The organism is Xanthobacter agilis (genome assembly GCF_021730435.1).
Taxonomy (GTDB): Bacteria; Pseudomonadota; Alphaproteobacteria; order Rhizobiales; family Xanthobacteraceae; genus Xanthobacter; species Xanthobacter agilis.
Genome location: NZ_JABWGX010000011.1, coordinates 82,704 through 108,701 on the forward strand (window position 1 = coordinate 82,704; position 25,998 = coordinate 108,701).

Genomic DNA, 25,998 nt, shown 5'->3' on the forward strand with positions numbered 1-25,998 from the left:
TTTATGATTTCCGAGGCGGATGGAGAGGAGCGGAAAGCGCGGCCTTACCGGCCGTCGGCGCCGCCGCGACCGTGGCGAGCGGGCCGGGTGCCCCCTCGCCTTTGCCGACCGCGTCCACGGCGATCAGAGGGGTCAGCAGGGCGGTAAAAGCGGGCGCGGCGCTGGTCCAGGGGAAGTGCCCGGCATCCAACGCCAGGAACCGGACCGGCCCCGCGCAGACCTCCCGCCACGCCTCAAGCTCATCCGCCGAAACCGAGGTGTCGCGCAGGAGGCGGATCACCGAGAGCGTGCAGCGGAGCGGTGGCGCAAGGCGCGGCCGATAGGTCTCGCAGGCTTGCAGGTCGGCGCGCAGCGCCGCCTCCTGCTGGTCGGCGAACGAAGCGCCAAGTTCAGTGCCAAGCTCAATGCCATGCTCGGCGCCGTGGTCGAAGCCCCCTTGGCCGAACCGCTCGCGAAGCTCAGCCAGCAGCGGCCCGCGCGGCAGCCGGTGCAGCGGCGCATCGCAGGGGGGCAGGCTGGGCGAGCGAAAGCCGGAGACGATGATCTGCATCCCCCGACTGGCCGGCACGTCCAGACGCTCCAGCGCCTGGGCAACCTCAAATGCGAGCAGGGCGCCGAAGCTGTTGCCCAGGAGGACGAGCGGCCCCCCGTCATCCTCCCCGGCACAGTGAACGATGGCCTCGGCGAGCATCCCCGCCAGGCGCCGCGCATCCGCGACCGGCGCGCCCGGTTCCGCCGGATCGTGCCCCGGCAGCACCACCGCGGCGACGTTGATGTGGTCCGGCAACGCGTACGCGAGGCGGGCGCAGGACAGGATGGTGCCGCCGGCATGGGGAAAACAAATGACGGCTGGCGCGCCACGCCGGCGCCGGACCCACCGCAGCACCGAGGGCGCGCCGTCCGCGCGCTCGGGACCACCGGCCGCGCCAAGGATCTGCGTGCGCGTCGCCATCACCGCTTCGGCCCCTGGACGGCGGACGTCGATGTGTCGCATCGTGCGGCCATCAAAATTGTCGCTCTCATGACGCCATCGGCGCGGCCCCGCCTGTCCCTCGAGCAGGCGCGAAGGCACGGCGCCACATGCACGTTCTCCCGCCGAACATCGGAGCAGCTCCCATGCCGACCACGGTCGCCCCCATCGACGAGGACACCATCCAGACCCTCGACCGCGACGGCGCGGTCTGTCTGCGCGGCCGCTTCGATCGGCGATGGATCGAGCTCGCGGCGGCCGGCATCCGCCGCAACCTCGAGCACCCCTCGCCCCTGTTCCAGAGCTTCTCGCCGGACGGGGGCGGCGCCTTCCACTCCGACATCTGGTCGCGGCGGCACATTCCGGAACTTGAGACGTTCGCGCTCGAATCGCCGTCCGCCGCCATCGCCGCCCGGTGCCTGCGCACCCGCAAGGTGCGCCTGCTGCAGGACACGTGGTTCCTGAAGAGCCCAGGCACGCAGGTGCGGACCCCCTGGCACCACGACAATGTCGTGCTCGGACCGTTCTGCTCCATCTGGGTCGCGCTCGACGCCATCCCGCGTGAAGCCGCGCTGGAGTTCGTGCGCGGCTCCCACCGCTGGAACCAGCTGTTCATGCCGGAAAGCTTCTTCGAGAAAGACGAGAAGGCCCTGCCGGCGGTGGAAGATTTCTATTCCCGTTACCATGGGAAACTCGATCTCTCCGCGAACGAGACCTTTTCCCGGCTTCCGGACATCGAGGCCAAGCGGAGCGACTATGACATCTTGAGTTGGGATCTGGAGCCCGGCGACTGCCTCGTCTTCCACGCCCGAACCCTGCATGGCGCGCCGGGCAACACCCTGGCCCACGACACGCGCCGCATGGTCACCCGCTGGGTGGACGAAACCGCGTTGCTCGCCCCCCACGGTGGCGCGGTGGTGGAGCGGCTGGCGGCGGAAGGCTTCGGCGTGGATCTCACGATCGGCGGTCCCATCCGAGGCGATCTGTTCCCCGTGATCGAGCCCCTCGCCTAGAGCGTTTTCCGTTCGCACGGACTCACCCATCCGCGCCAGGTTTTCGGATTTACGCATTTTCTTCACGCGAACCGGAATCCACTTCGCTTGAAAAGGCTCGAAGCCGCGCGCCGTCCGCACGCCGGATGACGCTTCGGTCTTTTCAAGAAAGACGACAACGCCCGGCGCGGGATCACAAAACCCGCGCGGGCGTTGTGGACGGCTGAAGGCGAGGCCGCCGGGCGGGCGCGCGCACTGCCTGGTCATGGCGCGCCGGGATGAATGTGGAGCCGCCGCCCTCGGCCAGCCAGCCATAGCGCACGCATGTCGCGCAGACCTCAGACCCACCTTCCCCATAATCTGCGCCGTCTCCACCTGCCCGGCCCTCGCCGGAGCCTGGACGCTGACCGGCCGCGCCACCGGGCCGAAGGCAAATCTTCGGCGGCGACCGGCTGGAATGACCTCTTCTTGGGCACATGATCGGGAACCGCGTCGGTGAGACAGACGCGCGGCGCCCCACTTTGCCCGAAAAACGTGCGCAATGCTTGCGCAATCGATTCAGGATCAACTTTTGCTTAGGACAGGGCCAAGATATCATCGTCGAAACATGAAGCAACGGTGAAAGTATGGGCGGAATTGATATTTTTAGACCCATGCAGATATTTGGAACCGGCCAAAAAGTTGCAGTTGCTCCTCAAAAACGGCCCTGCTAGCAAAACGACACAACTTGTCGTAGGAGACAGTGCAGTGGCCAGCATGTTTATGACGATCTCTCGTTGTCACGTTAAGGCCGGAAGTGAAAAGGAAGCGCGCGCGCTCCTTGAAAAGGAAATGCTGCCCAACGACGGCAAGAAGCCGGGCGAAGTCATTGAAGGCCTCGTGGGCTTTGGACTTATGAAGTCCAAGAAAGACCCGTCCATGTACGGTATTGCCACCGTGTGGGAAAGCGAAGCGGCTTTCGACAAGATGGCTGCCAATCCGCGCGCCAAGGACGGCGGCGGCATCGTCGAGAAGCTCCAGAAGCTCTGCGACGGCGACGTCAAGGGTGAAGGTTTCTACATCGAAAGCCTCTGATACCGTCGGTGGCGGCCCCTGGCCGTCACCGCCCCTCTGTCGCTCCGGGATGGGCCTTCGATCCCCGGCGTTTTTCGCGCCTGGATCAGGTCCGGACGACAGCTTGCGACAGAACCACGGTCGGCGTGATCCAAGCGCCGGCTCTGGTCGTTTCCGGATCGGGCCGGCATGACGCGCCCGTGGGCGCTGTGGTGGGTCGCGGCGGGGCTGATCCGCCCGAAATCGGGCGGGCCGGGTGACTCAAGAGTCACGCCGGCGCAAGTGACACGCGCTGGCTGTTTCCTGTTTTCAAGGGTTGAGATGTGGCCCGAGGTCCGATCGCAGACATTTATGGCCTGACGGACATGCAACGCGCGATGCTCGTGCGGTGTGTGACCTATCCCGATCAGCCTCTTTACACGGGTCAGTGGTGGGCGTTGCTAGATGGCGCGCTGGATGCGCCCGCATTCTGCGCGGCGTGGGCCGGCGTGGTCGCGCGCCATGGCGCGTTGCGCAGCGGCTTTCACTGGGAGCTCAAGGCCGATCCGGTCCAAGTGGTGCTCGACGCACCGGCGTTTCAGCTGGAACGCCGCGACTGGTCGGGGCAATCGGACTGGCGCCAGGCCCTCGACGCGCTGCTGGCGGACGACCGCGCGCACCCCTTTGACGTCAAGCGCGCGCCGTTGATGCGGGTGCGTCTGTTGACCCTCGCGAACGACCGCCATCTGCTGGTGTGGACGCGTCACCATCTGGTCGTGGACGGCTGGTCGCTCGGCGAGATCCTGGCCGAGGTGCTTGCCCTTTATCGCGGGCGCGCCGTGCCCCCGGCCCTGCAGTTCCGGCGCTATGTGGAATGGGACGAGCGCCGCGACCGCGCCGCCGCGCGCGGGCATTGGAGCCATGTGCTCGACGGCTTCGTGCCGCACGAGGTGATCCGGGATCCCGCAGGGTCGGGACCACGGATCGGCGAGGTTGCGATCGATCTTCCAGCCGACGCGGCGGCGCGCATCGACCAGCTCACACGCACCGAGCGACTGACGCTGAGCACCCTGGTGGAAGGCGCCTGGGCGCTGGTGCTGGCGCGGGCGAGCGGCGCCGACGACGTGCTGTTCGGCTGCGTGGAGACGGTGCGGCCGCCGGAACTGCTGGGTGATCGCTCGGCCCATCTCGTGGGTCCGCAGATCGGCATCCTGCCGAACCGCGTGCTGCGCGACGCGACGCCCCTGCGCCCATGGCTGGCACGGCTCCAGGCGGCGCGGGTCGCCGGGCGCGAAGCCGGTCCGGTCGGCCTCGACACGGTCCGCGACCTGATCGGCCTGCCGCGCGAAGCGGTGCCGCTGCGCAGTCTCGTGGCGGTGCAGACCTATCCCCTGTCCCTCGCCAGCGCCTTTCGCGACGCGGGATTGACCCTTGCCACCAGCGGCGACGTCACCTTGCCCGACATGCCGCTCAACCTGATGGTTGAAATCGGCGACACTTTCCAGCTCCGCCTGATGTTCGACCAACGGCATGTGACCTCGGAGGAAGCCGAGCAGTATCTCGACATGCTCGCCACCGCCCTGCGGCATCTGCCGGAGAGTCTCGACCGGCCCGCCGATGCCCTCGACGTGCTACCCGCGTCGCGGCTGAGGCGGATCGAGGCGCAGCTTCAAGGGCGGCCCTTGCCGGCGCCCGAAGGCACGGTGGTGGAGCTCATCCTCGCCCGGATGTACGAGCGGCCCGAAGCCCCGGCGGTCATCGCCGGGGGCGACGTGTGGTCCTATGCGGATCTTTGCGCCCGCGCGGCGGGCGTGGCGGCGCGGCTCGCCGCGGCGGGCGTGGCGCGCGGCGCCCGCGTGGCCCTGCTGCTCGACCACGGCCCCCAGGCGATCGCCGCCATTCTCGGCATCCATTTCGCCGGCGCCGCTTATGTCCCGATCGATCCCGATGCGCCGGCGGAGCGGCGCGCGCTGATCCTGGACACCGCGGACGTCGCCGCGATCGTGACGAACCACGCGGCGGCGGACGCCTGTCCCGGCCGCGCGGTGGTGGCGATGGAGGATGCGCCGACCGCGCCGGATCTGCTGAAGTCCGTGCGCCCGCCGGCACCCGAGGACGAGGCCTATGTCGTCTTCACCTCGGGCTCCACGGGGCGCCCCAAGGGCGTCTGCGTCGGCCATGACAATCTGCGCTATCATGTGGCGGCCAGCGCGGCGGAGAATGCCGATCTGCCGATCGGGCGCTTCCTGCTGACGTTCCCGCTGTTCTTCGACGGCGCGGTGACCGGCGTGTTCTGCACCCTTGCGGACGGCGGCGCCCTGGTGATGCCGACCCGCGCCGAGACGCGGGACGCGGATGCGCTGGTAACGCTCATCCGGACAAGCGCGGCAAGTCATGTCTGCATGATGCCTTCGCTGTGGGGCCTTCTGCTCGATGCCGCCGGACCACAGGGGCTGGCCGGTGTCCGCATGGCCAAGGTCGCGGCGGAGCCGTGTCCGCCGGCGCTGGTGGCGGCCCATGCCGCCCGCGCACCCCACGCCGTGCTGTGCAACGAATACGGCCCGACCGAAGCGACCGTGTGGGTCAGCGTCGAGCGCTGCCGGCCGGAAACGACGGGCGCCACGGTCGCCATCGGCCATCCCATTCCCGGCACCCGCCTGTTCGTGCTCGACCCGGACGGGCGCCCCTGCCCGTCCGGAACGGTGGGCGAATTGATGGTGACCGGGCCGCCGGTGGCGCGGGCCTATGTGGGCGCGGCGCCCGGAGTCGCGCTGCGCGGACCGCCCAACCCGTACACGAACGACCCCGCCTTCGCCCCCACCTATCGCACCGGCGACCGGGTGGCGCTCGGCTTCGACGGACGGCTCGTCTTCCACGGCCGGCGGGACCGGCAGGTGAAGCTGAACGGCTACCGCGTCGAGCCCGGCGAGATCGAGGCCGCGCTGCTGGAACAGGCCGGCATCGCGGAAGCCGCCGTGGTGGTGGAAGAGACGGAGGGACGGCCGGCGCGGCTCGTGGCCCATATCGGCGCCCATCCCACGGCGCCCGATGACGAGGCCTTGCGCCTGCGGCTCGCGGCCCGGCTTCCCGCCTACATGATGCCGCAGGCCTTCGTGCGGCATGGGCGTCTGCCGCGCACCGCCAACGGGAAGGTGGACGCGGCCGCCCTGCCGCTGGCCCCCGCGTGCGCGGTCGCCGCCGCGCCACCGGAAGGGGCGCTTGAAACGGCGCTCGCGGCCATCTGGGGCGAGCTGCTGGGGGTCGCGCGGGTCGGGCGGCATGATGATTTCTTCGCGCTGGGCGGCAGCTCCCTTATCGCCATGCAGATGATCGCCCGCGTGCGGCGCGACCTTGCCCGCCCCGCCACCCTGGCGGACCTGTTCGAAGCGCCGCAGATCGCCCGGCTGGCGGCGCGGCTTGACGCCCGCTCGGCGGCGGCGCCGGAGGCCGGGACCGGTCTGGCGGCGCGCCAACGCACGCGGGTGGAGTTGCCGTCATGACGGTACGCCAACGGCCGGGCCGCATCTGATGGCGAGTGGATACGTCGCGAACCTCTCGTTCGGCCAGCGCCAGATCCGCATGGCCGAACTGCTGCGCCCGGGCCGCACCCTCTTCGCCATGCCCCTTGTCGCGCGGATCACCGGAACCGTGGATGCGGACGCGCTGCGCGCCGCCCTCGATGCGGTGGTGCGCCGCCACGACAGCCTGCGCGCGCGCTTTCCGCTGGTGGATGGCCGTCCGGTCCAGGCGGTTGCCGATGCCGGCACGCTGGCGTTGCCGGTGATCGGGGCGGACGCGCCCCTGGACAGCGCCACCTTCGAGGCGCGTGTGATGTCCCGCGCTCAGGAGATGGTGGCGGAACCGTTCGACCTCTCCAGCGGCCCGCTGGCGCGGCTCTGCCTGATCTCAGCCTCGGATGGGGGCGCGGCGCTGGTCGCGGTATTCCATCACCTCATCTGCGATGGCGCGTCGCTGAGTGTTTTTCTCCGGGATCTCACGCAGGCCTATGATGACGCCCTGCGCGGGTGCGACAGCACGCGGGAGGCGCTGCCGCTCCAGGCGCCGGACTTCGCCGATTGGGAGCAGGACTGCTTCGGCGCGCCCGGCCCGGCCCTCGACAGCGCCATGGCCGCATGGCGGGCGCAGCTGAAAGGCGCGCCGGCCACCCTCGATCTGCCGTTCGACCGGCGCCGGAACGGCGATGGCGGGACCCGCAGCGCCCAGGCCCACACGGTGGTGAAGGGCACCACAGCCGCCCACCTTTCGGAATGGGCGCGGGCGGAAGAAACAAGCGCGTTCAGCGTCTATCTCGCGTTGTTTTTCGCGCTGCTGCGGCGATGGAGCGGCATCGACGACCTCGTGGTCACGATCCCGGTCTCCAAACGCGACCGCCCCGAGCTTGCCGACCTGATCGGCCTGATGGTGGACACCCTCCCCATCCGCGCCCGGGTGGAGACCGATGCGCGCTTTCCGGCGCTGCTCGCCCAGGTGCGCGACACGCTGCGCGCGGCCATGTCCCATCGCGACCTGCCGTTCGAGCGGATCGTGGAGGCAAGCGGCGTGGAGCGGCGCGGCGAGGCCGCCCCCTTCATGCAGGTGCTGTTCGGCGCCGCCGAGACCCCGCCCGCCCCCTTCACGGCCCTCGACGGCACCCGCTTCGAGAGGATGCCGGAGCGGCTGGAGCAGGCGGGGAAAGCAGACCTCTCGGTGGTCTATGCGGTGGCGGCGGACGGGCTGCACCTGTGGTGCCGCTATGACGCGGACCTGTTCGAGGCCTCGACCATCGACGCCCTGCTCGGCTGGTTCGGCCGGCTGGCGCAGGGGGTGGCGCACGACCCGAACCAACCGGTGCTGGAGATCCCGCTGATGGAGCCGGCCGAGGGGCGCGCGCTGGTCGCGCGCTTCAACGCCACGCAACGGCCCTACGAGCGCGACAGCACCGTCATCGATCTCTTCTTTCGTGATGCCGCGGCCCATCCCGATGCACCCGCCATCGAGGAACATGGCGTCAGCCGGGCTTACGGCACGCTCGCCGCGCGGGCGCGCCGGCTGGCCAGCATCCTGGCCGCCGAAGGCGTGACGCGGGGCGACGTGGTGATCCTGGCGCTGCCGGTTTCGGCGGCCCTCGTGGAAGCGCTGCTGGCGGTGCTCACGCTCGGCGCCGCTTATGCCCCCATCGATCCCACCTATCCCGCCGAGCAACGGGACGCGCGCGCCCTGCGGGTCGCCGCGCGGCACGCCATCGTGGCCGATGCGTCCCTCCACGCCGCGGGATGCGAAAGCCTGGTATGGGACCAGCTGATGGCCCGCGCCGAGGCCGCCCCGCCCCATCCTGGCACCCCGGTGGAGCCGGAAAGCCCGGCCTATGTCATGTTCACCTCGGGCTCGACCGGCGCCCCCAAGGCCGTGAGCGTGCCCCATCGCGCCATCGCGCGGCTCGCGCGCGAAACCGGCCTCGCGGCGCCGGGGCGGCGGGCGGCGGTCTATTCCAACCCGGCCTTCGATGCCTCCACCCTCGAGATCTGGCTACCGCTGCTCAACGGCGGCACGCTGGTGCCGGTCGATCGCACGGTGGTGATGGACCCGCGCGCCCTGCGGCTGTTCCTGAGCGAAGCGCGCATCACCTTGCTGTGGATCACCGCCGGCCTGTTCCAGCAGATCGCCGCCGTCGATCCCGCCGTGTTCGCCGGTCCGCGCCGGGTCATCACCGGCGGCGACGTGGTCAATCCCGTCGCCGCGCGCGCGGTGCTGGCGGCGGGGCGGGACAGCGGACTGGTGCTCGTCAACGGCTACGGCCCGACCGAGAACACCACCTTCAGCACCACCTTCGACATCGCCGGCCTGCATCCCGACGACCTGTCGATCCCCATCGGCAGGCCCATCGGCAACAGCACCGCTTATGTGCTGGACCCGGCCGGACAGCCGTTGCCGGCGGGGCTGGTGGGGGAAATCTGGGTGGGGGGAGACGGCGTCGGCCTGGGCTATCTGGGCGACGCGGAGCTGACCGCGGCCCGCTTTCGCCCCGATCCCTTCGCATCCCGTGGCGATGCCCACATGTATCGCACCGGCGACCTGGGCCGTTGGCGCGCCGACGGCAACATCATCTTCCTGGGCCGGGCCGACAACCAGGTGAAGGTCCGTGGCTTCCGGGTGGAGCTGGGGGAGATCGAAGCGGTGCTGGCGCTCCATCCAGCGGTGGCCGGCGCCGCCGTGGTGGCGCCGCGCCGGGAGGGGGGCGAGCGCAACCTCGTCGCCTACGTTACCGCCAAGGCCGGCGCCGGGCTCACGGTCGCGGATCTGCGCGACCATCTGCAGGCACACCTGCCGCGCCAGCTGCTGCCCCACGCCTTCGCGATCCTCGATCACTTCCCGCTGAACGCCAACGGCAAGGTGGACACGCGCGCCCTGCCACCGGTGGATGTGGCCGACGCGCATCCCGACGCCGTGCAGGAGCCGCGCACGCCGGAAGAGCGGATCGTCGCCCGGATCTGGGCCGATCTCCTCGGCCATGCGCCGGCCAGCCTCCAGGACAATTTCTTCCATGTGGGCGGCGATTCCATCCTCACCATCCGCCTGGTGGCGCGTGCGTTCGAGGCGGGGCTCGACGTCGATCTCAAGGACGTGTTCGCACAGCCGACCATCGAGGGCATCGCAGGCGTCGCCACCCGGCGGAAACGGGCCGCCCAGGTGGAAGGGAACGGCGTCCGGCACGGAGTGGACCTGCTTCCGGCGGCGGGCGATGCCCGCAATCCCTGCCGCTTCGTCAGCATCGCCGTGGCGCCGACGGTGTCGGCGGTGGACCTCGGCTATGCCATCCAGCGGCTTGCCGAACGCCATGACGCCCTGCGGCTCGTCCAGGTGGAGGACGGCACCGGCCGGCGCCTTGCCATCTCGGATTTCCTGCCCGCCGTGCCGGTGCGGTTCGTGGACGTGCCGGCCGGCACCCTCGGCGACCTCGACCGCTGGATCGGCGACCACCGTGGCCGGTTGGCGCGGGGCATCGACCTTTCCGCCGGCGTGACCATTGCCGCGACCCTGGTGAAGGAGGAGGCGGAAGCCGGCGCCACCCTTGCCGTCATCCTCGCCCTGCATGAGGCGATCGCCGACGACCGGGCGCTGCTGCTGTTCGCCACCGAGCTGGAAAGCGCGCTGGCGGCCGGGCCCGACAGCGCGCGCCTGCCCCCTCCCCCGCTCAGCTTCTCGCAATGGCTCGCCTGGCTCACCGGCCATGCCGCGAGCACGGCCGTGCGCGAGGCGGCCATGGCGCGCGAGGCGGCGGCGCTCGATCCCCCGCCGATATTCACCGACGCCGTGGACCCCACGCTGGCGCGGGCCAGCCTGCTCCTCGATCCGGGAATGACCCGCCTGCTGACGGAGGAGCTGCCGGGCCGGCTCGGCGTATCCGCCCTCGATGCGCTGCTGGTCGCTCTCGGCGAGGTATGGGGGGCGGCCCCGGCGATCGAGGTCGTGGACGGCCGCCGATTGCAGCCGGCCGGCGCGCCGGATGCCGCCGGCCTGATCGCCAATCTCGATTGCGTGCTGCCGCTCCAGGCCTGTGCCCCTTGCGGACCGCTCGATTTGCGCCTGCGCGAGACCAAGGCGGCGCGCCAGCGGGCGGAGCCCCTGGGGCTCGCGTTCGGCGTCGTGCGCTCCGCATTCCATGTGGCCGAGGCGGCGATCGGGCTCGCGCTGCTGCCGGCGCCGCCCCAGGATCCGGCGATCCAGCTGCACCACGCGCCCGCCTTCTCCGCCGCGGTGCGGGCGGGCCTCACGGTGCGGACCGTGGGCGGGCGGATCGAGCTGCGCTGGCTCGGCGCGGCGCCGGTGCAGGGGGGGGCTGCGCAGGGGCCTGCGGCCGTGCTGGAACAGATCGCCCAGGCCCTGCACGCGATCGGAGCATGGGCGCGGAATCATGCCGCTCCCCTTTTCACGCCGGAAGACTTCCCCCTGGCCGGGCTCGACGCCGCCGCGCTGGAGCAGGTGGTGGGCACCGACACGGACGTGGAGGACCTTTACCCGCTCTCCCCCATGCAGGAGGCGATGCTACTGCATTCCCTGAGCCGGCAAGGTTCGGCGGTGAATGTCGAGCAAAGCTGCATGCGCTTCAGCGGCAACCTCGACGTGCCCGCCCTGCGCAAGGCCTGGACGCTGGTGTTCGACCGCCATCCGGTGCTGCGCACGGTGTTCCGCTGGCGCGGGCTGGCCCGGCCGCTCCAGCTGGTGCGCCGCGCCTGCCGCCAGCCGCTGGAGGTGGAGACCTGGCCCGCGTTCAGCACCGCGCGGCTCGAACAGCGCCTGGCCCAGGACCGGGCCCAGGGTTTCGATCTGGAAGCCGGACCGCTCGCCCGCCTGACCCTGATCCGCGTGAGCGACACCGAATCCTATCTGATCGCCAGCTTCCATCATGTCTTGGCCGACGGCTGGTGCCTCGCCCAACTGGAGCGCGAGGCCCGGTCCGCCTACGAGGCGTTCCGGCGGGGCATCCATCCGGCCCTTGCGCCGGTGGCGCGGTTTCGCGACTTCATCGCCTGGAGCGCCACCGCCGCGCGCGAGGCGACGCCGGCCTATTTCGGCCCCCTGCTCGCGGCGGCCCCGCGCCAACCGGCGCTTCATGCGCCCGGCGACGGCAGCGGGCCGTTCGTCACCGTGCGGCGCCAGCTCTCGGCGCCGCAGAGCAAGGCACTCGCGGACCTGTCGCGCCGGCGCGGGCTCACCATCGCGGCCTTGGCGCATCTGGCCTGGGGCCTGTGGTCGGCAGCACGGCGGGGATGCCGCGACACGGTCTTCTGCACCACCGTGTCCGGCCGCCCGCCCCAGGTGCCAGGGGTGGAGCAGATGGTGGGCCTGTTCATCAACAATCTGCCGGTGCGGCTGTGCTTCGATGACGACAGCCCCCTCATCGCGCTCGCCCAGGAGATGCAGCGCCAGATCGCGGCGCTCCAAAGCCAGGCGCAGGTCTCCCTCCTGGAGGTGGGCGAGGCCGCGGGCGTGAGCGATCGGGCGGACGCCCTGTTTGATACCCTGCTCGTGGTCGAGAACATGCCGTCTGGAACCGACGCCTGGAGCGGTGCCAGCGGACTGCGCGTCGAGAGCCTGCACAATGCCCTGAAGACCGCCTACACCATCACTGGCGTCATCATTCCCGGCGAACGCATCGGCATCTCCCTGGTCCTGCCCGACCCGGACGGCACCGCCGCCGCGACGGGCGCGCGGATGATCGAGGAGGTCGCCGCCCTCCTCGCCACCCTGCCCGGCGCCATCGACGCCACCGCCGGCGCGCTCGCCCTGCCTGCCGCGGCGCCCGTGCCGCGACATGGAGCACTGGACGGCGGGGGTTCCGAAAGCTCGGCCCCGCCCGGCCGGGCGCCGCGCGGGCGCCCGGCCCAGGGCGCGGTCGAGCCGGTGACGCTCGACATCCTCTCGGCGATCACCGGCCGCCGCCTGGGCGTGGACGACGACGTGCTCGCGGGCGGCATCACCTCCCTCGGGCTCGCGACCGCGGCGATGCGCCTGTCCGAACGCCTTGGACGGCCGGTGCCGGTCACGCTGCTGATCGAGCATCGCACCGTCGCCGCGCTCGCCCGTGCCCTGGCGCGCGGCCAGATTTGGGACCCGGTGGTGCCGTTGACGTCGGGGCCGGATACGCCGTTCGTGTGCGTGCACCCCATCGCCGGCGATGTCGGCGCCTTCCTGGACCTTGCCCGTGCCCTCCCGCCGCGAACACCGTTCTGGGCGTTGCAGGCGCCGGGATTGGAGCCGGGGCAGGAACCACCCGGCAGCGTCGAGGCGCTCGCGACCGCGAACCTTCACGCCCTCGCCCGCCGCAAGCTATCGGCGCCGCGCTTCCTGGGCGGCTATTCCTTCGGCGGTATCGTGGCCTATGAGATGGCGCGCCAGCTCGCCGCGCGCGGGACGCCGCCGGAACGGCTCGTCATCATCGACACCCCCGCCCCCCTCGGCAGCCGCTCGGTGCTGCCCGATGATCCCGACCAAGCCCAGGCGGAATGGCTGGTGCGCATGGCCGGCGTGCGCGCGCGCCACCATGGGGTCGGCGAAAACCTCACCGTCGCGGACCTCCTGCCGCTCGGGGCCGATGCGCGCTTCACGCTCGCGTGCCAGCGGATGCAGGACGCCGGCCTGGTCGCGCCGGACGGCGACGCGGCATGGCTGCGGCGCGCCTATGGCGCGAGCCGGGCCCTCTATGATGCTTTCCTGAACTATCGGCCCGGCCCCGACCTCGCCCGCGACCTGCCGCTCTGCCTCGTGAGGGCCTCGACGGTGCGTCAAGGCGATCTCAGCGCCAAGGACATGCGCATCGTGTCGGAGCCGGACATGGGATGGTCGCGCCTCGTGGCGGGCACCATCGGCGTGCGCACCATTTCCGGCGACCATGTGTCCATGCTATCCGGCCCGGCAGCCGCCGCGACCGCCGGCGCCATCGCCCAGTTTCTCGACCTCCCACCGTCCGCGCACGGCTAGGATCTCACCATGAGCCGAGCAGCAGGACAGAGCTTTCCCCCCCGATATGGCGCCACCCACCGGGTCCACCGGTGGATCGGAGCGGGCACAGGCGCGCTGCTGCTCTCGGGCTGCATGGTCGGGCCGGATTTCCAGCCCCCGCCGGCTCCGGACGTGAGCGGCTACACACCCGAGGGCAAGCTCGCGCCGGCAGCGGCCACCGCCATCGCGGGTGGGGCGCCACAGACCTTCGTGACCGGTCTCGACGTGGGCGGACAGTGGTGGCGGGAATTCGGCTCCCCGCAGATCAACGCCTTCGTGGAGGAAGCCGTCCGCAATCATCCCGATGTGAAGGCCGCGCAATATGCCTTGCAGTCGGCGCGCCAATCGGTGCTCCAGGCCCAGGGCGCGCTCGCGCCTCAGATCCCCGGAACCTTCTCCGCCACCCGCGAGCAGGTGCCCGCGGCCTCGGGCGGCACCACCGGGGCGCCGTCCCTCTACAATCTCTACAATGCGTCGGTGAGCGTCACCTTCACCCTCGACGTGTTCGGCGGCCTGCGGCGGCAGGTGGAATCGGCGGAGGCCCAGGCCCGCTATCAGCGTTTCGAGCTGGAGGCGACCTATCTCGCCCTGACGGCCAATGTGGTCACGGCCGCCATCACCGATGCGTCCCTGCGGGCTCAGATCGCCGCCACCCAGGAGATCATTGCCGCCGAGACCGACCAGTTGCACCGCGTGCGGCGCCAATTCGAGGTCGGCGCGGTCTCGCAGGCGGACGTGCTGTCCCAGCAGGCGACCCTCGCCCAAACCCAGGCCGCCCTGCCGCCGCTGCAGAAGCAGCTCGCCCAGGGGCGCAACCAGTTGATGGCCTATCTCGGCCGCCTGCCCAGCCAGGACCGGGGCGAGAGCGTGAACCTCGCGCAACTGCGCCTGCCCGGCAAGCTGCCGGTGAGCCTTCCCGCGCAGCTGGTGCGCCAGCGCCCCGACATCCGCGCGGCCGAGGCGACCCTGCATCAGGCGGCGGCCACCGTCGGCGTGAACGTCGCGAACCTGCTGCCGCGATTCACCTTGACCCCCTCGCTGGGGACCGAGGCCCTCACCCTGGGCCAGCTTTTCACGCCGCAGAGCCTGGCCTGGACCGTCGCCGCCAACATCCAGCAGCAGCTTATGGATGGCGGGCAGCTCTATCGCACCAAGGAAGCGAGCGTCGCGACCTTCGAGCAGGACTATGCCCTGTACCAGAGCACGGTCATCACCGCGTTCCAGAACGTGGCGGATTCGCTCCGGGCGGTGCAATACGATGCCGCCACCCTGCGCGCGCAGGCGGCGGCGGAGAAATCCGCACGCGACAGCCTCACCATGGCGCAGCAGCAGTTCAAGGTCGGCGCAATCAGCTACGCGATCATCATCAACGCCCAGCAGACCTACCAGAACGCGCTGATCTCCCGCATCCAGGCGCAGGCCACGCGCTACACCGACACGGTGGCGCTGTTCCAATCCCTGGGCGGGGGATGGTGGAACCGCACCGACGAGACCAAAGCCGCCCTGCCGCGCGACGGCGGCTACCTTCAGGGACCGGACGGGCCCGCCACCGCAGCGACCAGGGAAGCCGCCTTCGGCGCGGCCCCCGCGACCCCAGAGGCCTCCAACACGTCCATGGAGACGACCCGGTGACGAAACGGCGTGTCATGTTCTGGGTGGTGGTCGCCGCGCTGGTCGGCGGCCTCGTCTATGGCTTCAATCCCCTTGCGCCCAGCGGCGCCGGCAAGGGACCGGCGGGCAAGGGACCGGCGGACCATGGCGGCCCGCCGCAGACGGTCGCCGCGGAGCCGGCAAAAACGCAGATGTGGCAGCCCAGCATGGAGCTGGTGGGCGAGCTGCGCGCCTCGAAGGGCGCCGACCTCGCGCTCCAGGTCTCCGGCATCGTGCAATCCATCTCCTTTGAATCCGGCGATCCGGTCCAGGCCGGCATGCCCCTGCTCCAGCTCATCGCCGACGACCAGGTGGCCAAGCTCGACTCGCTGAAGGCCACCGCCGCCCTCAATGCCCTGACGCTGAAGCGTGACACCGAGCAGCTCAAGATCAAGGCCGTGAGCCAGGCCACGGTGGACACCGACCAGGCCAATCTGAAGAATGCCGAGGCCCTGGTGGCGCAACAGCAGGCCCTGGTCAATCAATACAGCCTCAAGGCGCCGTTCTCGGGCCACCTTGGCATCCGCAGCGTCGACCTCGGGCAATATGTGAGCGCGGGCACCACCGTCGTCACGCTTCAGGCGCTCGACCCCATCTTCGCCGACTTCTATGTTCCGCAACAGTATTTCGGGCGCATCGAGGTGGGCCAGCCGGTGACGGTGAAGATCGACACCTATCCCAGCGAGACGTTCCCCGGCACTGTCAGCGCCATCAATCCCAAGATCGAGACCGGCAGCCGCAACGTCCGCGTCCGGGCCACGTTGAAGAACCCGAACGGCCGCCTGGTGCCCGGGATGTTCGCGAAGATCGCCCTGGACCTTGGCAAAGCGGAGCGGTTCGTGACGCTGCCGCAGACCGCCATCGTGGCCAATCCCTACGGGGCGACCGTCTTCGTTCTGGAAAAGAGCACCGACGGCAAGGCCCTGGTGGCGCGCGAGACCTTCGTGAAGACCGGCCAGGCGCGCGGGGACCTGATCGCCGTGGTCTCCGGCCTCAAGGAGGGCGAGACGGTGGTGGTGGCGGGCCAGATCAAGCTGCGCAACGGCACGCCGGCGGTGATCGACAATTCGCATATTCCCAAGACCGAGGCCGATCCGAAAGTGTCGGACTGACAGGAGACGCACGATGCGCTTCACCGACATCTTCGTCCGGCGCCCGGTGCTCGCCCTGGTGGTGAGCGCGCTGATCCTGGTGATCGGGCTTCGCGCCATGTTCGCGCTGCCGATCCTTCAGTATCCGCAAATGCAGAATGGCGTGGTGACCATCACCACCACCTATGCCGGCGCCGATGCCGACATCATCGCCGGGTTCATCACCGCGCCGCTGGAAAACGTCATCGCCCAGGCCAACGGCATCGACTACATGACCTCGTCGAGCCAGACCGGGGTCAGCACGATCAACGTGAACCTGCGGCTGAACTACGACACCGGCAAGGCGCTCACCGAGATCAGCACCAAGGTCAGCTCGGTTCTGGACCAGTTGCCCAACGGCACCCAGCAGCCGATCCTCGCCCTGAAGGTGGGGGCGACCATCGACGCCATGTACATCGCCTTTTCCAGCACCATCCTGGCCGAGAACGAGGTAACCGACTATGTGGCGCGGGTGGTGCAGCCCAAGCTTCAGGCGGTCGCGGGCGTGCAGGTGGCGGAGATCCTGGGCGGCAAGAACTTCGCGTTGCGGGCCTGGCTCGACCCCGACAAGCTGGCGGCGCATGGCCTCACCGCCACCGACGTGGCAACCGCGCTCGGCACCAACGATTACATCTCCGGTGTCGGCACCACCAAGGGCCGGCTGATCCAGGTGAAGCTCTCGGCCGCCACCAATCTGCACACGGTGGAGGAGTTCCGGCAGCTCATCGTCAAGAACGTCTCGGGCGCGGTCATCCGTCTGAAGGACGTGGCGAATGTCACCCTCGGCAGCGACGACTACGATTCCAGGACCAGCTTCAACGGCAAGTCGGCGGTCTATGTGGGCATCCAGGTGGCGCCCTCGGCCAACCTGCTGGACGTGATCCGCGGCGTGCGGCAGGTGCTGCCCGCCATCTTCGCCGACCTGCCCACCGGCCTCTCCGGCACGGTGCTCTACGACGCCACCGACTTCGTGAACAGCTCCATCGAGGAAGTGGTCCGCTCCCTGTTCGAGGCGGCGGTGATCGTCACGCTGGTGGTGTTCGCCTTCCTCGGCTCGTGGCGTTCGGTGCTGATCCCCATCGTGGCGATCCCGCTCTCGCTCATCGGCAGCTTCGCCGTGATGCTGGCGTTCGGCTTTTCCATCAATCTCCTGACCTTGCTGGCGCTGGTGCTCGCCATCGGCCTTGTGGTGGACGATGCCATCATCGTGGTGGAGGGCGTCAACCGCCACCTGGAGCAGGGGCTGACGCCGCTAGACGCGGCCATCGCCGCCGCGCGCGAGCTGGCGAGCCCCATCATCGCCATGACGACGGTTCTGATCGCGGTCTATGTCCCGGTCGGCTTCCAGGGCGGGCTCACCGGCAGCCTGTTCACGGAATTCGCCTTCACCCTGGTCGCGGCGGTGCTGGTCTCGGCGGTGATCGCCCTGACCTTGTCGCCCATGAGCTGCGCCCATCTGCTGGCGCCCTACGATCCCGATGCCCGAACCCTGGACGCGCGGCTGGTGCGCGCCATCGACGGCACCATGAAGGCCATCACCGCCGGCTACCGGCGGGCGCTCTCGGCCTCGCTGCGGCTGCTGCCGCTCACCCTCCTGTTCGGCGCCCTGGTGCTGTCGAGCATCTATTGGCTGTACACCAATTCCACCGCGCAGCTGGCACCCCCCGAGGACGAGGGGGTCATCATGACCATGATGACCGCGGCGCCGAACGCCACGCTGGAGCAGCGCGAATTCTATGTGCAGCAGATTTACGCCATCCTCGACAAGCAGCCGGAGACCGACCTCGTCTTCCAGATCGACATGCCGGGAGAGGTCATCGGCGGCTGGGTGCTGAAGCCATGGGGCGAGCGCAAGCAATCTGCGCTCGCGCTGGCCCCGCTCATCCAGCGGGAGTTCGACAAGATCGCCGGCGTCCGCGTGGCCGCCTTCCAGCTGCCGCCCCTGCCCGGCAGCAGCGGGCTGCCGATCCAGTTCGTGCTGAAGTCGAATGATTCCTACCAGCGGCTCTATGAGGCCTCGCAGAACTTCCTCGCCGAGGCGATGAAAAGCGGCAAGTTCATCTTCCTCGACAGCGACATGAAGATCGACCAGCCGCACGCCACCATCCATTTCGACCGTGACACGGTCTCGAGTCTCGGCCTCAACATGAGCGACGTGGGCGCGGCCATGGCGACCCTGCTCGGCGGCAGCTACACCAATTATTTCGACCTCGGTGGAAAGTCATACAAGGTCATTCCCCAGGTGATGCAGCTGCATCGGCTCAATACCGATCAGCTTCTTAACTATTACATCCGGGCCGGGGACGGCACGAACGTGCCGCTGTCGACCATCGCCCGGATCGAGATGAAGACCGTTCCGCAATCGCTCAACCACTTCCAGCAGCTCAATTCCTCCACCATTTCGGGCATCGCCATGCCGGGCGTGTCGGACGGGGAGGCCCTGGCGGAGCTGCAGGCGATCGCGGCCCGGGCCCTGCCGTCCGGCTACAGCATCGACTACGCCGGGGCGTCGCGGCAGCTGGAGCACGAATCCAACGGCTTCGTCACCACCTTCGCGCTCGCCCTCGTCATCATCTTCCTGGCGCTGGCGGCGCTGTTCAACAGCTTCCGCGATCCGCTCATCATCCTGGTGTCGGTGCCCATGTCGCTGGCGGGGGCTCTCGTCTTCATCTGGCTCGGCATCGGCGGCGCCAGCATCAACATCTACACCCAGGTCGGCCTGGTGACGCTGATGGGCCTCGTCAGCAAGCACGGCATCCTGATGGTGGAGGTGGCGAACGGGCTGCGCGAGGCGGGACGCACCAAGCGCGAGGCGATCATCGAAGCCGCCTCCATCCGCCTGCGGCCGATCCTCATGACCACGGCCGCCATGGTGCTGGGCGTGACCCCGCTCATCATCGCCACCGGCGCGGGCGCCAACTCGCGCTATAACATGGGCCTTGTGATCGCGTCCGGCCTGGCCATCGGCACCTTCTTCACCTTGTTCGTGGTGCCGGCCTTCTACCTTCTCATCAGCCACAACCGCGAGACGCCGGCGGCCGAGACCGCCGCCACCCCCTGAGAGGGGTTTACATCCGCACGGGCGCACGTCATCCCCTCGCCATTCTTGCGCGTCCACATCTCCCGCAGGAAAATCCACCCCTCGCCTGAAGATGATCCAAGGAACCGGGAATGCCCGAAGCAAACGGCACCGAGGCGGAGTGGTTCGAGCGGGACGCGCCGTTTCGTCTCGTTTCGGCAAGCGGGGTGATGGCCGGGGCCATGTCGCTCAACCGGTTACCGCTTGCGCAGTTGGAGGCTCAGGCGGACGAGGTCTTGAGCCCGTTGGAGGCCGCCCGTCTCACCGACCGGCTCGCGCCGCGTCGCCGACACTCGTTCCTGGCCGGTCGGCGCGCGGCCAAGCAGGCCCTGCGCCACCTGCTGCCGTCCGCGGCGGCGCGCGACTTCCATGTCTTGCCCGGCGTGCTGGAGCAGCCGGTGGTTTCCGGCCCCGGGGTCTCCAATCTCCAGGTCACCTTGTCCCACACCGGAACGCTGGCGGTGGCGCTGGCGCATCCCGAGGCCTGCCCCATGGGCGTGGATCTGGAACAACTGAGCCCGGAGCATCGCCCCGTGCTGCGCGAACAGGCCGGAGCCCGCGAGCAGGCTTTGGCGATGACAGCCCTGGATCTCGACGAAGACCGAAGACTGCTCCTGCTCTGGTGCCTGAAGGAGGCCCTCTCCAAAGCGCTGCGATGCGGCCTCACCGTACCGTTCGACCTGCTGGAGGTGGCGACCCTGGACCCCGCTCCGAGCGGTGCGCGCGCGCGATTTTCCAACTTCGGGCAATATGAGGGCTTCGCCTTTTGCAGGGGGGACCTGTGCCTTGCCGCCGTGCTGCCGCACACCGTGCAGTGGCTCGGCGCGAACGGCACCGAGCCGGTCACCACCTTGGCCGCGTGGCTGGGAGCCGCGGCCCCCGCCGCCTGAAAGCCGCGGCATGGCGCTCCGCGTCGCGATCCGGCCGCGCGCGTAAATCCGACGCCGCTCCCCGAAGTCCCGGCCCTTCCCTCGCCCTTCCCTTGCCCGACCCTGGCCAGGACCGCGCTTCACGCCCTCGCTTCACGCCCCCTTGCCCGAGCTTCGACCGGCGCCACGCGGGGTGGGTGCGACAACCGGGTGGGCGTGCCATGCCCTTCGAGCGCCGGCTTAAGCTTGGGACCCGCCCCTTCCCGCTCGTCGCCCTTATCCAGATGAACTTCGTCCAGGAACGTCCGCATTTCCGCCTGCAACGTCTCCAATTGCTGGCGGAGACCATCCGCGGCGGAAAACAGGCGGCCGGCCGTCGTCTTCGATTCCAGAACCGCGCCCGCGACCAGGGAGATTCCATCGGACACCTCAAGGGTGCCCTTCGAGACATGGTCGATGGTGCCCGTGATGGCCCTCGCCGCATCTTCCTGGTTGCGAACCGTTGCGGAAATGGCCCCGGTCGCGGTGTTGAGCACGGCGATCGTGCCGGCGATGCGTTCGATATCCGCGAGGGTCTCTCGGGTATCCAACTGGACCGCCTCAATCTGGGACCGGATTTCCGATGTCGCCTTGCCGGTCCGCCCCGCGAGCTGCTTGACCTCCTCCGCCACCACGGCAAACCCCTGGCCTGCCGCGCCGGCATGGACCGCCTCGATGGTCGCATTGAGAGCCAGCAGATGCGTCTTGCCGGCAATCTCGCTGATCATGCCGACGATGCCGCTGATCCGGCCCGCGGCCTCCGACAAGGTCGTGACCTTGGCGCGCGCCTGGCCGGCATTTTGCGCCGCACAGGCCGCAACATCCGTGGAGTGCTTCACCTGGCTGCCGATGTCCTGCACCGATGCCGACAGCTTGATGCCGGCGGTCACCGTCGCCTCCACGTCGGCGGATGCCCGGTCGGCAGCCGCCACCACCGCCGCCGACCGTCGCGCGGTCTCCTCCGCGAAGGCGGTCATGCCCTGCGCCGTGGCGTGCAGCTCGGTCATCGACGCTGAAATGACGGAAACCACCGCGCCGACAGAGTTCTCGAAGGACAGGGCCACACGATCGAGCATGGCGCGCCGGTCCCGTCGTCCGGCCCGGAGATAGACATCGAGGGCAAGCTCCATGTCGAGCATGGCGACCCGGATCAGGGCGCTTTGAAGCTCGGTTGCGCGACGGCGCTTGCGGCGGTCCGGGAGAGCACCGCGCGCGCCCTCCGCGCCGATCGCCGCCACCGCCTGGCTGATGAGGAAGCTGTAGCCGCCGATGTACCAGCGGGGCTCCAGCCCGAGCCTGTGGTGCATCTCGCCGATGCGCATCACCGAGGTGTCGTATTCCGCATCGAACCGCCCATCGAGGATCACCGCCCAATGATCGAGCTGGAGGCCCTTGGCCCGACTCATTGCCGCCCCATCGGCGAAGAACCGACGCGTTTCCGGTATCCCTCCCAGATGCGCGTAGAACGCATCGAGCACCGGAGAAAGAACGGCGAGGATGGTCGTCTTCGATGATCTCAGGAGCGCGACAGTATCCTCGTCGATCAGGTTGAATTGCAGTCTGTCCATGGCTTTCAAGACCCCGCCCATCCCTGCAACACTCTCGCCGCCGAGGGACGCCGGCGCGGCGGAGATGGGCCTTGCTCCCCGATCGCGCGACGGTGGAACGCCGGCTGCCACCGGCATCTGCCGCACCGCGCGCGATCGGGCCGAGGCTCAGAATTTCTTGACGTCGATACCGTGCCGGTTCAGCGCGTAAGCCACCTGGCGCGGCGTCAGATTGAGCAGGCGCGCCGCTTTTGCCTGCACCCAGCCAGCCGTCTCCATCGCGTCGAGCAGCATTTCGGCATCGGGCAGGCGCGGGATGTGAACCCGCGCCGCGCTTCGCCTCGCGACGCCGCGCCCGGACATCTCGACGGTCCGGGCATCTGCGGCCGGGTCCGGCATGTCGAACGGCGAGCACGACGACAACCGCTCCGCCCCTGTGAGGACGTCGTCCTCGGGTGGACATCCGGTGTCCTCGCGATAGAGGCTCCGCGAGCGCCCCTCTCCGGCAGCGAATCGGCGCTGGCCCCGCGACGCAACCCTCAGGTGACGCGCCAGCAGGCCGGCGGGACACCCCTCGCCCCGGCAGGCGAAATCCGTGGCCTCGATCTGCGGCCCCTGCGCCAGAATAGCGGTGCGCCGGATGCAGTTCTCAAGCTCGCGCACATTGCCGGGAAACGCGCAGGCGCGCACGACCTCAAGGGCCGAGGCGCCGAGCTTCAGGCGGGTGTGGTTCTCGGCATTGAAGCGCTGCAGGACATGGCGGGCGAGCACCGGAATGTCGCCGGGCCGATCCCGCAACGCCGGCAGCAGGATGGGCACGACGCCCAGGCGATAATAGAGATCGGCCCGGAAAACGCCCATCGCCACGGCCGTTTCGAGATCCCGATTGGTGGCGGCCACGATCCGCACGTCCACCTTCAGCGTCCGCGTCCCGCCGACCCGCTCGAACTCCCCCTCCTGCAGCACCCGCAACAGCTTGGCCTGGAAGCCCGCGGAGATGTCGCCAATCTCATCAAGGAACAAGGTGCCGCCATCGGCCAGCTCGAATCGGCCTTTGCGCGCCGCCAGGGCTCCCGTGAAAGCGCCCTTCTCGTGGCCGAAAAGCTCCGACTCCAGCATCGTTTCCGGCAGCGCCGCGCAATTGACCTTCACGAACGGCCCGGCCCGGCGGGGGGACAGGTGGTGAACCGCCTGGGCGAACAGCTCCTTGCCGGTACCGCTCTCGCCGCGCAGCAGCACGGCGAGAGCGCTCCCCGCCACCCGCGCCACCTTGTCCAGCGCCGCCCCCAAGGCCGCGCTGGACCCGACGATGCCCAGGTCGCGCGGGCGCGGCGGCGCGCCGGGCGGCGTCTCCACCGGCGGCGCCAACTCCTTCGGTGGCGGGGCCACGCGCAACGCGGCCGCCACGAGGCTCGCCACCACGGTCAAAACCCGCAGATCCTCGTCGCAACTGCCCGCCATGCCCGACCGCCGCAGGCGCTCCACGCTCAAGGTGCCGACCACCCGGCCCGCTTCCTTTATGGGCACGCCGATACGGACCTCCTTGTCTCCCCCCGCGCAACCCGGCGTGCGCGCCACGGACGGCAGCGCCGTGTCGGCGATTTCCGCCAGAAAGGCGCCACCCGCGCGCTCCGCCGCCGCGCTGGCCTCTCCAGCGCCGGCGGCGAGCGGACGCGGAGCGCCGGTGTCGTCAACGATGCAGACAAGCCCATGATCGAGCCCGCAGAAACGCGACAGGACGCCCAGGGCCGCGCCGATGGCGCACGCCGGCGGCTGCGGCTCGGCGAGGATCTCGGCGATCTCGCACACCCCCGACAGCGCCACATCGGCATCGCCGGGCGGAAGGGGAATCGCCTCGGAGGGCGGGGACATCACGTTCATGCCGTTTTCTCCGCTGGTACGGCTGCGGGCGGAGCGGAAACACGCTCGTTCGAAGCGCCGCCTCAAGGCCGCGTCCTGGAGCAGCGCCGCAATGCGCAACCCTGCCGCTGGGACACGGGGTCAGCCGATGATGGGAACGACCATCACCGGAATATCGAGCACGGCCATGAGCCGGCGGCGAATACCACCGAGCGTCTGGCCCGCGAGCGAGCACGACAGGCAGGTGCCGGTGAGGCGCACCTCCACCCGCTCACCGCGCACCGCGATCAGTTCGAGATCCCCGCCATCGGCGCGGATGATGGGTCGGATCTCCTCGATGGTAGCGGCGATCAGAGCGAGGCGCTCGGCCTCGCTGAGCGTGGCGCGACCGGCGAAGGCGTCGGCGTCGTCCCCGCAGAGAACGGCGGGCGACGCATCGGACGAGGCAATGGCTGCGGTGTCGGTCATCGGGATCACTCCAGCTCTTCAAGTGAGGACACGAGGCGATGGCTCTGGCCGGCGATGCCGGCGGCTGGCGGGACGGAAACGGTCGGCGCCTGCGCCTTGAGCCTGGCCTTCTCGACCCAGGCGAGGCCGCCATAAACGAGGGCGAGGCTGACTTCGTTGAGCAGGTCCACGATGTCGTGGCCGGTATCCACGATAATGGGCTGAATCCCCACGCCCATCAGCCGACGGATGGAGGACGTGCCGATGGAAGCCGCATAAACGGCATGGCAGCCCTCCAGAAAGTCAAGCTTGGCCAGCACCTTATCCTGAACGGTCCCGGTCAGGCCGGCGCGACCGCTTTCCCCCACCTGATCGGCTCTCAGGAACGCGCCGACGCCGATCAGGTCCGCCCGGCCGGGCGCGACATCGTACAGCACCAGGCTTTCGGCGCCGCCGAAGTGCAGGTTGACGGTGGTTTGGTCATTGGAGGCGAAAGCGACCTTCAGCATCAGGACCTCCCTCCCACGGCCCGCGCGGGGGGCGCGGAGCGGTAGCGCGAGCGATACGGTGCGATTTCCTGGTAATGGGCGACGAGCAGATCCGCCGCCTTGAACACCAGACGGCGCGTGCCGCCGTAGCCGATGGCGGAATCCGCATGGGCGCCATAGGAATCATAGATCGGGAATCCGGCGCGCAGCAGCGTCGCGCCTGTGCGCGCGGCGATCTCCGCGCCGTGCGAATTGGTGACGATCATGTCCACCTGTTGCTCGCGCGCGAGCCATTCGAGATCGGCCAGATCCCCCACCACCACGGTCTCCACCGGCAGGCTTGAGAGATGGCCGGCGCGGGTCGAGGACACCGCCGCCACCCGCGCGCCCATGGCGTGGAAAAAGCCAGTGAGCGCGGCCAAAAGATCTGCATCGGCAGCCACCGCCACACGAGCGCCGCCGAACTGGAACTGGCAATCCACCATGGCATCGGTGAGCCGCGCCCGCTGCCGTTCGATGCCGGCGGGCACATCTCGGCCGGAAATGTCGGCCAGCGCCAAAGTGAAGGCGTCGGCGGCCTCAAGGCCGGTGAGACTGGCGAACCGCCGATCCGGCACGCCGGTGCGGGCCTTGAGGGCATCGGCCGCCTTGTCGAGGGAGGGACCAACCACCAGGGTTGCCACCGATTCCCCCATGGTGGCGATGTCGGCGCGGCTGGTGCCGCCATAGGTGAGGGTGGAATAGCCCTCCTCGATCAGATGCCCGTCGAGGGAGCCGGCAAGGTCCGGCAGGATGATGGGCCTAAGGCCGAACGCCTCGATCCAGTTCCTCACCTCGTCGAGATCGCCCGGCGAGAGCATGGCGGAGGCGAGAACATTCACCTGGCCGGCGCGCCGGCCAGCAAGGTCGGCCCGCGGCACCAGGGTTTCCACCATGGCGGTCACGGCGGCGGCAAATCCGCTCTCCAGACAGCCCAGGGTGTCGGATGCGCTCACCGGCACCACCGCCACATGGGCAAAATCCGGACGGCGTTTGCGGAAGGCGGTGATGGTGCGGGGCACGTCGGCGCCCTGCATCTCGGAAAGCCCTGTGGTGACAAGGCCAATGACCCGCGGCCGGTTGGTTTCGCAGATGGTGGCCAACGCCTCCACCACGGCGTCGTCGGCCCCGAGCACGGTCGTGGTCTGATCCATGGCCGTGGTCTGGAGCGCGATCGGCTCGTTGAAATGACGCATGAAGAACAGCTTGTTGAAGCTGGTGCAGCCGCGCGCGCCGTGCTCCAGCGGCATGGCCTCGGCCAGCCCCAGGAACGCCAGCGAAGCGCCGATGGGCTGGCTCGCCTTCAGCGGATTCACCGCCAGCGGCTTGGTGGGCAGGACGATTTCAGCCATCACC

The 25,998-nt window shown here is 69.5% G+C and carries 14 protein-coding genes; 8 read left to right on the forward strand and 6 right to left on the reverse strand.

Features of this window, described 5'->3' with window-relative positions:
* Window position 1: 1 nt before the first annotated feature.
* Window positions 2–952 carry a thioesterase II family protein gene (locus HUW53_RS10035; RefSeq protein ID WP_237345614.1) on the reverse strand — a complete coding sequence of 317 codons (951 nt, stop codon included), beginning with the start codon at window positions 950–952 and terminating at the stop codon, window positions 2–4.
* 164 nt (window positions 953–1,116) lie between these two features.
* Here HUW53_RS10035 and HUW53_RS10040 point away from each other — a divergent pair, with 164 nt between their 5' ends.
* The 8 genes from HUW53_RS10040 to HUW53_RS10075 all read left to right on the forward strand — a co-directional run bounded on the left by HUW53_RS10040 (window position 1,117) and on the right by HUW53_RS10075 (window position 20,243).
* The gene (locus tag HUW53_RS10040) at window positions 1,117–1,983 is read left to right on the forward strand and encodes a phytanoyl-CoA dioxygenase family protein (RefSeq protein ID WP_237345615.1); all 867 of its coding nucleotides are present in this window, start codon (window positions 1,117–1,119) and stop codon (window positions 1,981–1,983) included.
* Window positions 1,984–2,718: 735 nt separating this feature from the next.
* Window positions 2,719–3,036, forward strand: coding sequence for an antibiotic biosynthesis monooxygenase family protein (locus tag HUW53_RS10045; RefSeq protein ID WP_237345664.1), 318 nt, complete (start codon window positions 2,719–2,721; stop codon window positions 3,034–3,036).
* A gap of 302 nt (window positions 3,037–3,338) precedes the next feature.
* Window positions 3,339–6,494: a non-ribosomal peptide synthetase gene (locus tag HUW53_RS21975; RefSeq protein WP_307500105.1), complete on the forward strand. Its 3,156-nt coding sequence runs from the start codon at window positions 3,339–3,341 to the stop codon at window positions 6,492–6,494.
* A 28-nt stretch (window positions 6,495–6,522) separates the two neighbouring features.
* Entirely contained in the window at window positions 6,523–13,473 is a 6,951-nt protein-coding gene (locus tag HUW53_RS10055; protein ID WP_237345617.1) for a non-ribosomal peptide synthetase, read from the forward strand.
* A 9-nt stretch (window positions 13,474–13,482) separates the two neighbouring features.
* Window positions 13,483–15,126, forward strand: coding sequence for an efflux transporter outer membrane subunit (locus tag HUW53_RS10060; RefSeq protein WP_272904177.1), 1,644 nt, complete (start codon window positions 13,483–13,485; stop codon window positions 15,124–15,126).
* A complete protein-coding gene (locus tag HUW53_RS10065; protein WP_237345618.1) occupies window positions 15,123–16,256 on the forward strand; it encodes an efflux RND transporter periplasmic adaptor subunit in 1,134 nt (377 codons plus the stop codon). The genes HUW53_RS10060 and HUW53_RS10065 overlap by 4 nt, the downstream gene beginning before the upstream one ends.
* A 13-nt stretch (window positions 16,257–16,269) precedes the next feature.
* Window positions 16,270–19,335, forward strand: coding sequence for an efflux RND transporter permease subunit (locus tag HUW53_RS10070; RefSeq protein WP_237345619.1), 3,066 nt, complete (start codon window positions 16,270–16,272; stop codon window positions 19,333–19,335).
* Between the two features lie 110 nt (window positions 19,336–19,445).
* Window positions 19,446–20,243, forward strand: coding sequence for a 4'-phosphopantetheinyl transferase family protein (locus tag HUW53_RS10075; protein WP_237345620.1), 798 nt, complete (start codon window positions 19,446–19,448; stop codon window positions 20,241–20,243).
* Between the two features lie 119 nt (window positions 20,244–20,362).
* Here HUW53_RS10075 and HUW53_RS10080 read toward each other — a convergent pair whose 3' ends face one another.
* The 5 genes from HUW53_RS10080 to nifN form a co-directional block, all read right to left on the reverse strand.
* Complete coding sequence (locus HUW53_RS10080) at window positions 20,363–21,829, reverse strand: globin-coupled sensor protein (protein ID WP_237345621.1); 1,467 nt, start codon at window positions 21,827–21,829, stop codon at window positions 20,363–20,365.
* A gap of 147 nt (window positions 21,830–21,976) precedes the next feature.
* Window positions 21,977–23,689, reverse strand: coding sequence for a sigma 54-interacting transcriptional regulator (locus HUW53_RS10085; protein WP_237345622.1), 1,713 nt, complete (start codon window positions 23,687–23,689; stop codon window positions 21,977–21,979).
* Window positions 23,690–23,809: 120 nt separating this feature from the next.
* Window positions 23,810–24,136, reverse strand: a complete 327-nt coding sequence (locus HUW53_RS10090; RefSeq protein ID WP_237345623.1) for a NifU family protein — start codon at window positions 24,134–24,136, stop codon at window positions 23,810–23,812.
* 5 nt (window positions 24,137–24,141) lie between these two features.
* Window positions 24,142–24,624, reverse strand: a complete 483-nt coding sequence (locus HUW53_RS10095; protein ID WP_237345624.1) for a NifB/NifX family molybdenum-iron cluster-binding protein — start codon at window positions 24,622–24,624, stop codon at window positions 24,142–24,144.
* The gene (nifN, locus tag HUW53_RS10100; RefSeq protein ID WP_237345625.1) at window positions 24,624–25,994 is read right to left on the reverse strand and encodes a nitrogenase iron-molybdenum cofactor biosynthesis protein NifN; all 1,371 of its coding nucleotides are present in this window, start codon (window positions 25,992–25,994) and stop codon (window positions 24,624–24,626) included. Before nifN ends, HUW53_RS10095 begins: the two co-directional genes overlap by 1 nt.
* Between the last annotated feature and the right edge of the window lie 4 nt (window positions 25,995–25,998).

What these genes read in the sequence shown, in the direction of transcription:
- HUW53_RS10035 (WP_237345614.1), bottom strand. Translation starts at nt 952, where the DNA reads ATGGCGACGCGCACGCAGATCCTTGGCGCGGCCGGTGGTCCCGAGCGC.
- HUW53_RS10040 (WP_237345615.1), top strand. Translation starts at nt 1,117, where the DNA reads ATGCCGACCACGGTCGCCCCCATCGACGAGGACACCATCCAGACCCTC.
- HUW53_RS10045 (WP_237345664.1), top strand. Translation starts at nt 2,719, where the DNA reads ATGTTTATGACGATCTCTCGTTGTCACGTTAAGGCCGGAAGTGAAAAG.
- HUW53_RS10055 (WP_237345617.1), top strand. Translation starts at nt 6,523, where the DNA reads ATGGCGAGTGGATACGTCGCGAACCTCTCGTTCGGCCAGCGCCAGATC.
- HUW53_RS10060 (WP_272904177.1), top strand. Translation starts at nt 13,483, where the DNA reads ATGAGCCGAGCAGCAGGACAGAGCTTTCCCCCCCGATATGGCGCCACC.
- HUW53_RS10070 (WP_237345619.1), top strand. Translation starts at nt 16,270, where the DNA reads ATGCGCTTCACCGACATCTTCGTCCGGCGCCCGGTGCTCGCCCTGGTG.
- HUW53_RS10075 (WP_237345620.1), top strand. Translation starts at nt 19,446, where the DNA reads ATGCCCGAAGCAAACGGCACCGAGGCGGAGTGGTTCGAGCGGGACGCG.
- HUW53_RS10080 (WP_237345621.1), bottom strand. Translation starts at nt 21,829, where the DNA reads ATGGACAGACTGCAATTCAACCTGATCGACGAGGATACTGTCGCGCTC.
- HUW53_RS10085 (WP_237345622.1), bottom strand. Translation starts at nt 23,689, where the DNA reads ATGAACGTGATGTCCCCGCCCTCCGAGGCGATTCCCCTTCCGCCCGGC.
- HUW53_RS10090 (WP_237345623.1), bottom strand. Translation starts at nt 24,136, where the DNA reads ATGACCGACACCGCAGCCATTGCCTCGTCCGATGCGTCGCCCGCCGTT.
- HUW53_RS10095 (WP_237345624.1), bottom strand. Translation starts at nt 24,624, where the DNA reads ATGCTGAAGGTCGCTTTCGCCTCCAATGACCAAACCACCGTCAACCTG.
- nifN (WP_237345625.1), bottom strand. Translation starts at nt 25,994, where the DNA reads ATGGCTGAAATCGTCCTGCCCACCAAGCCGCTGGCGGTGAATCCGCTG.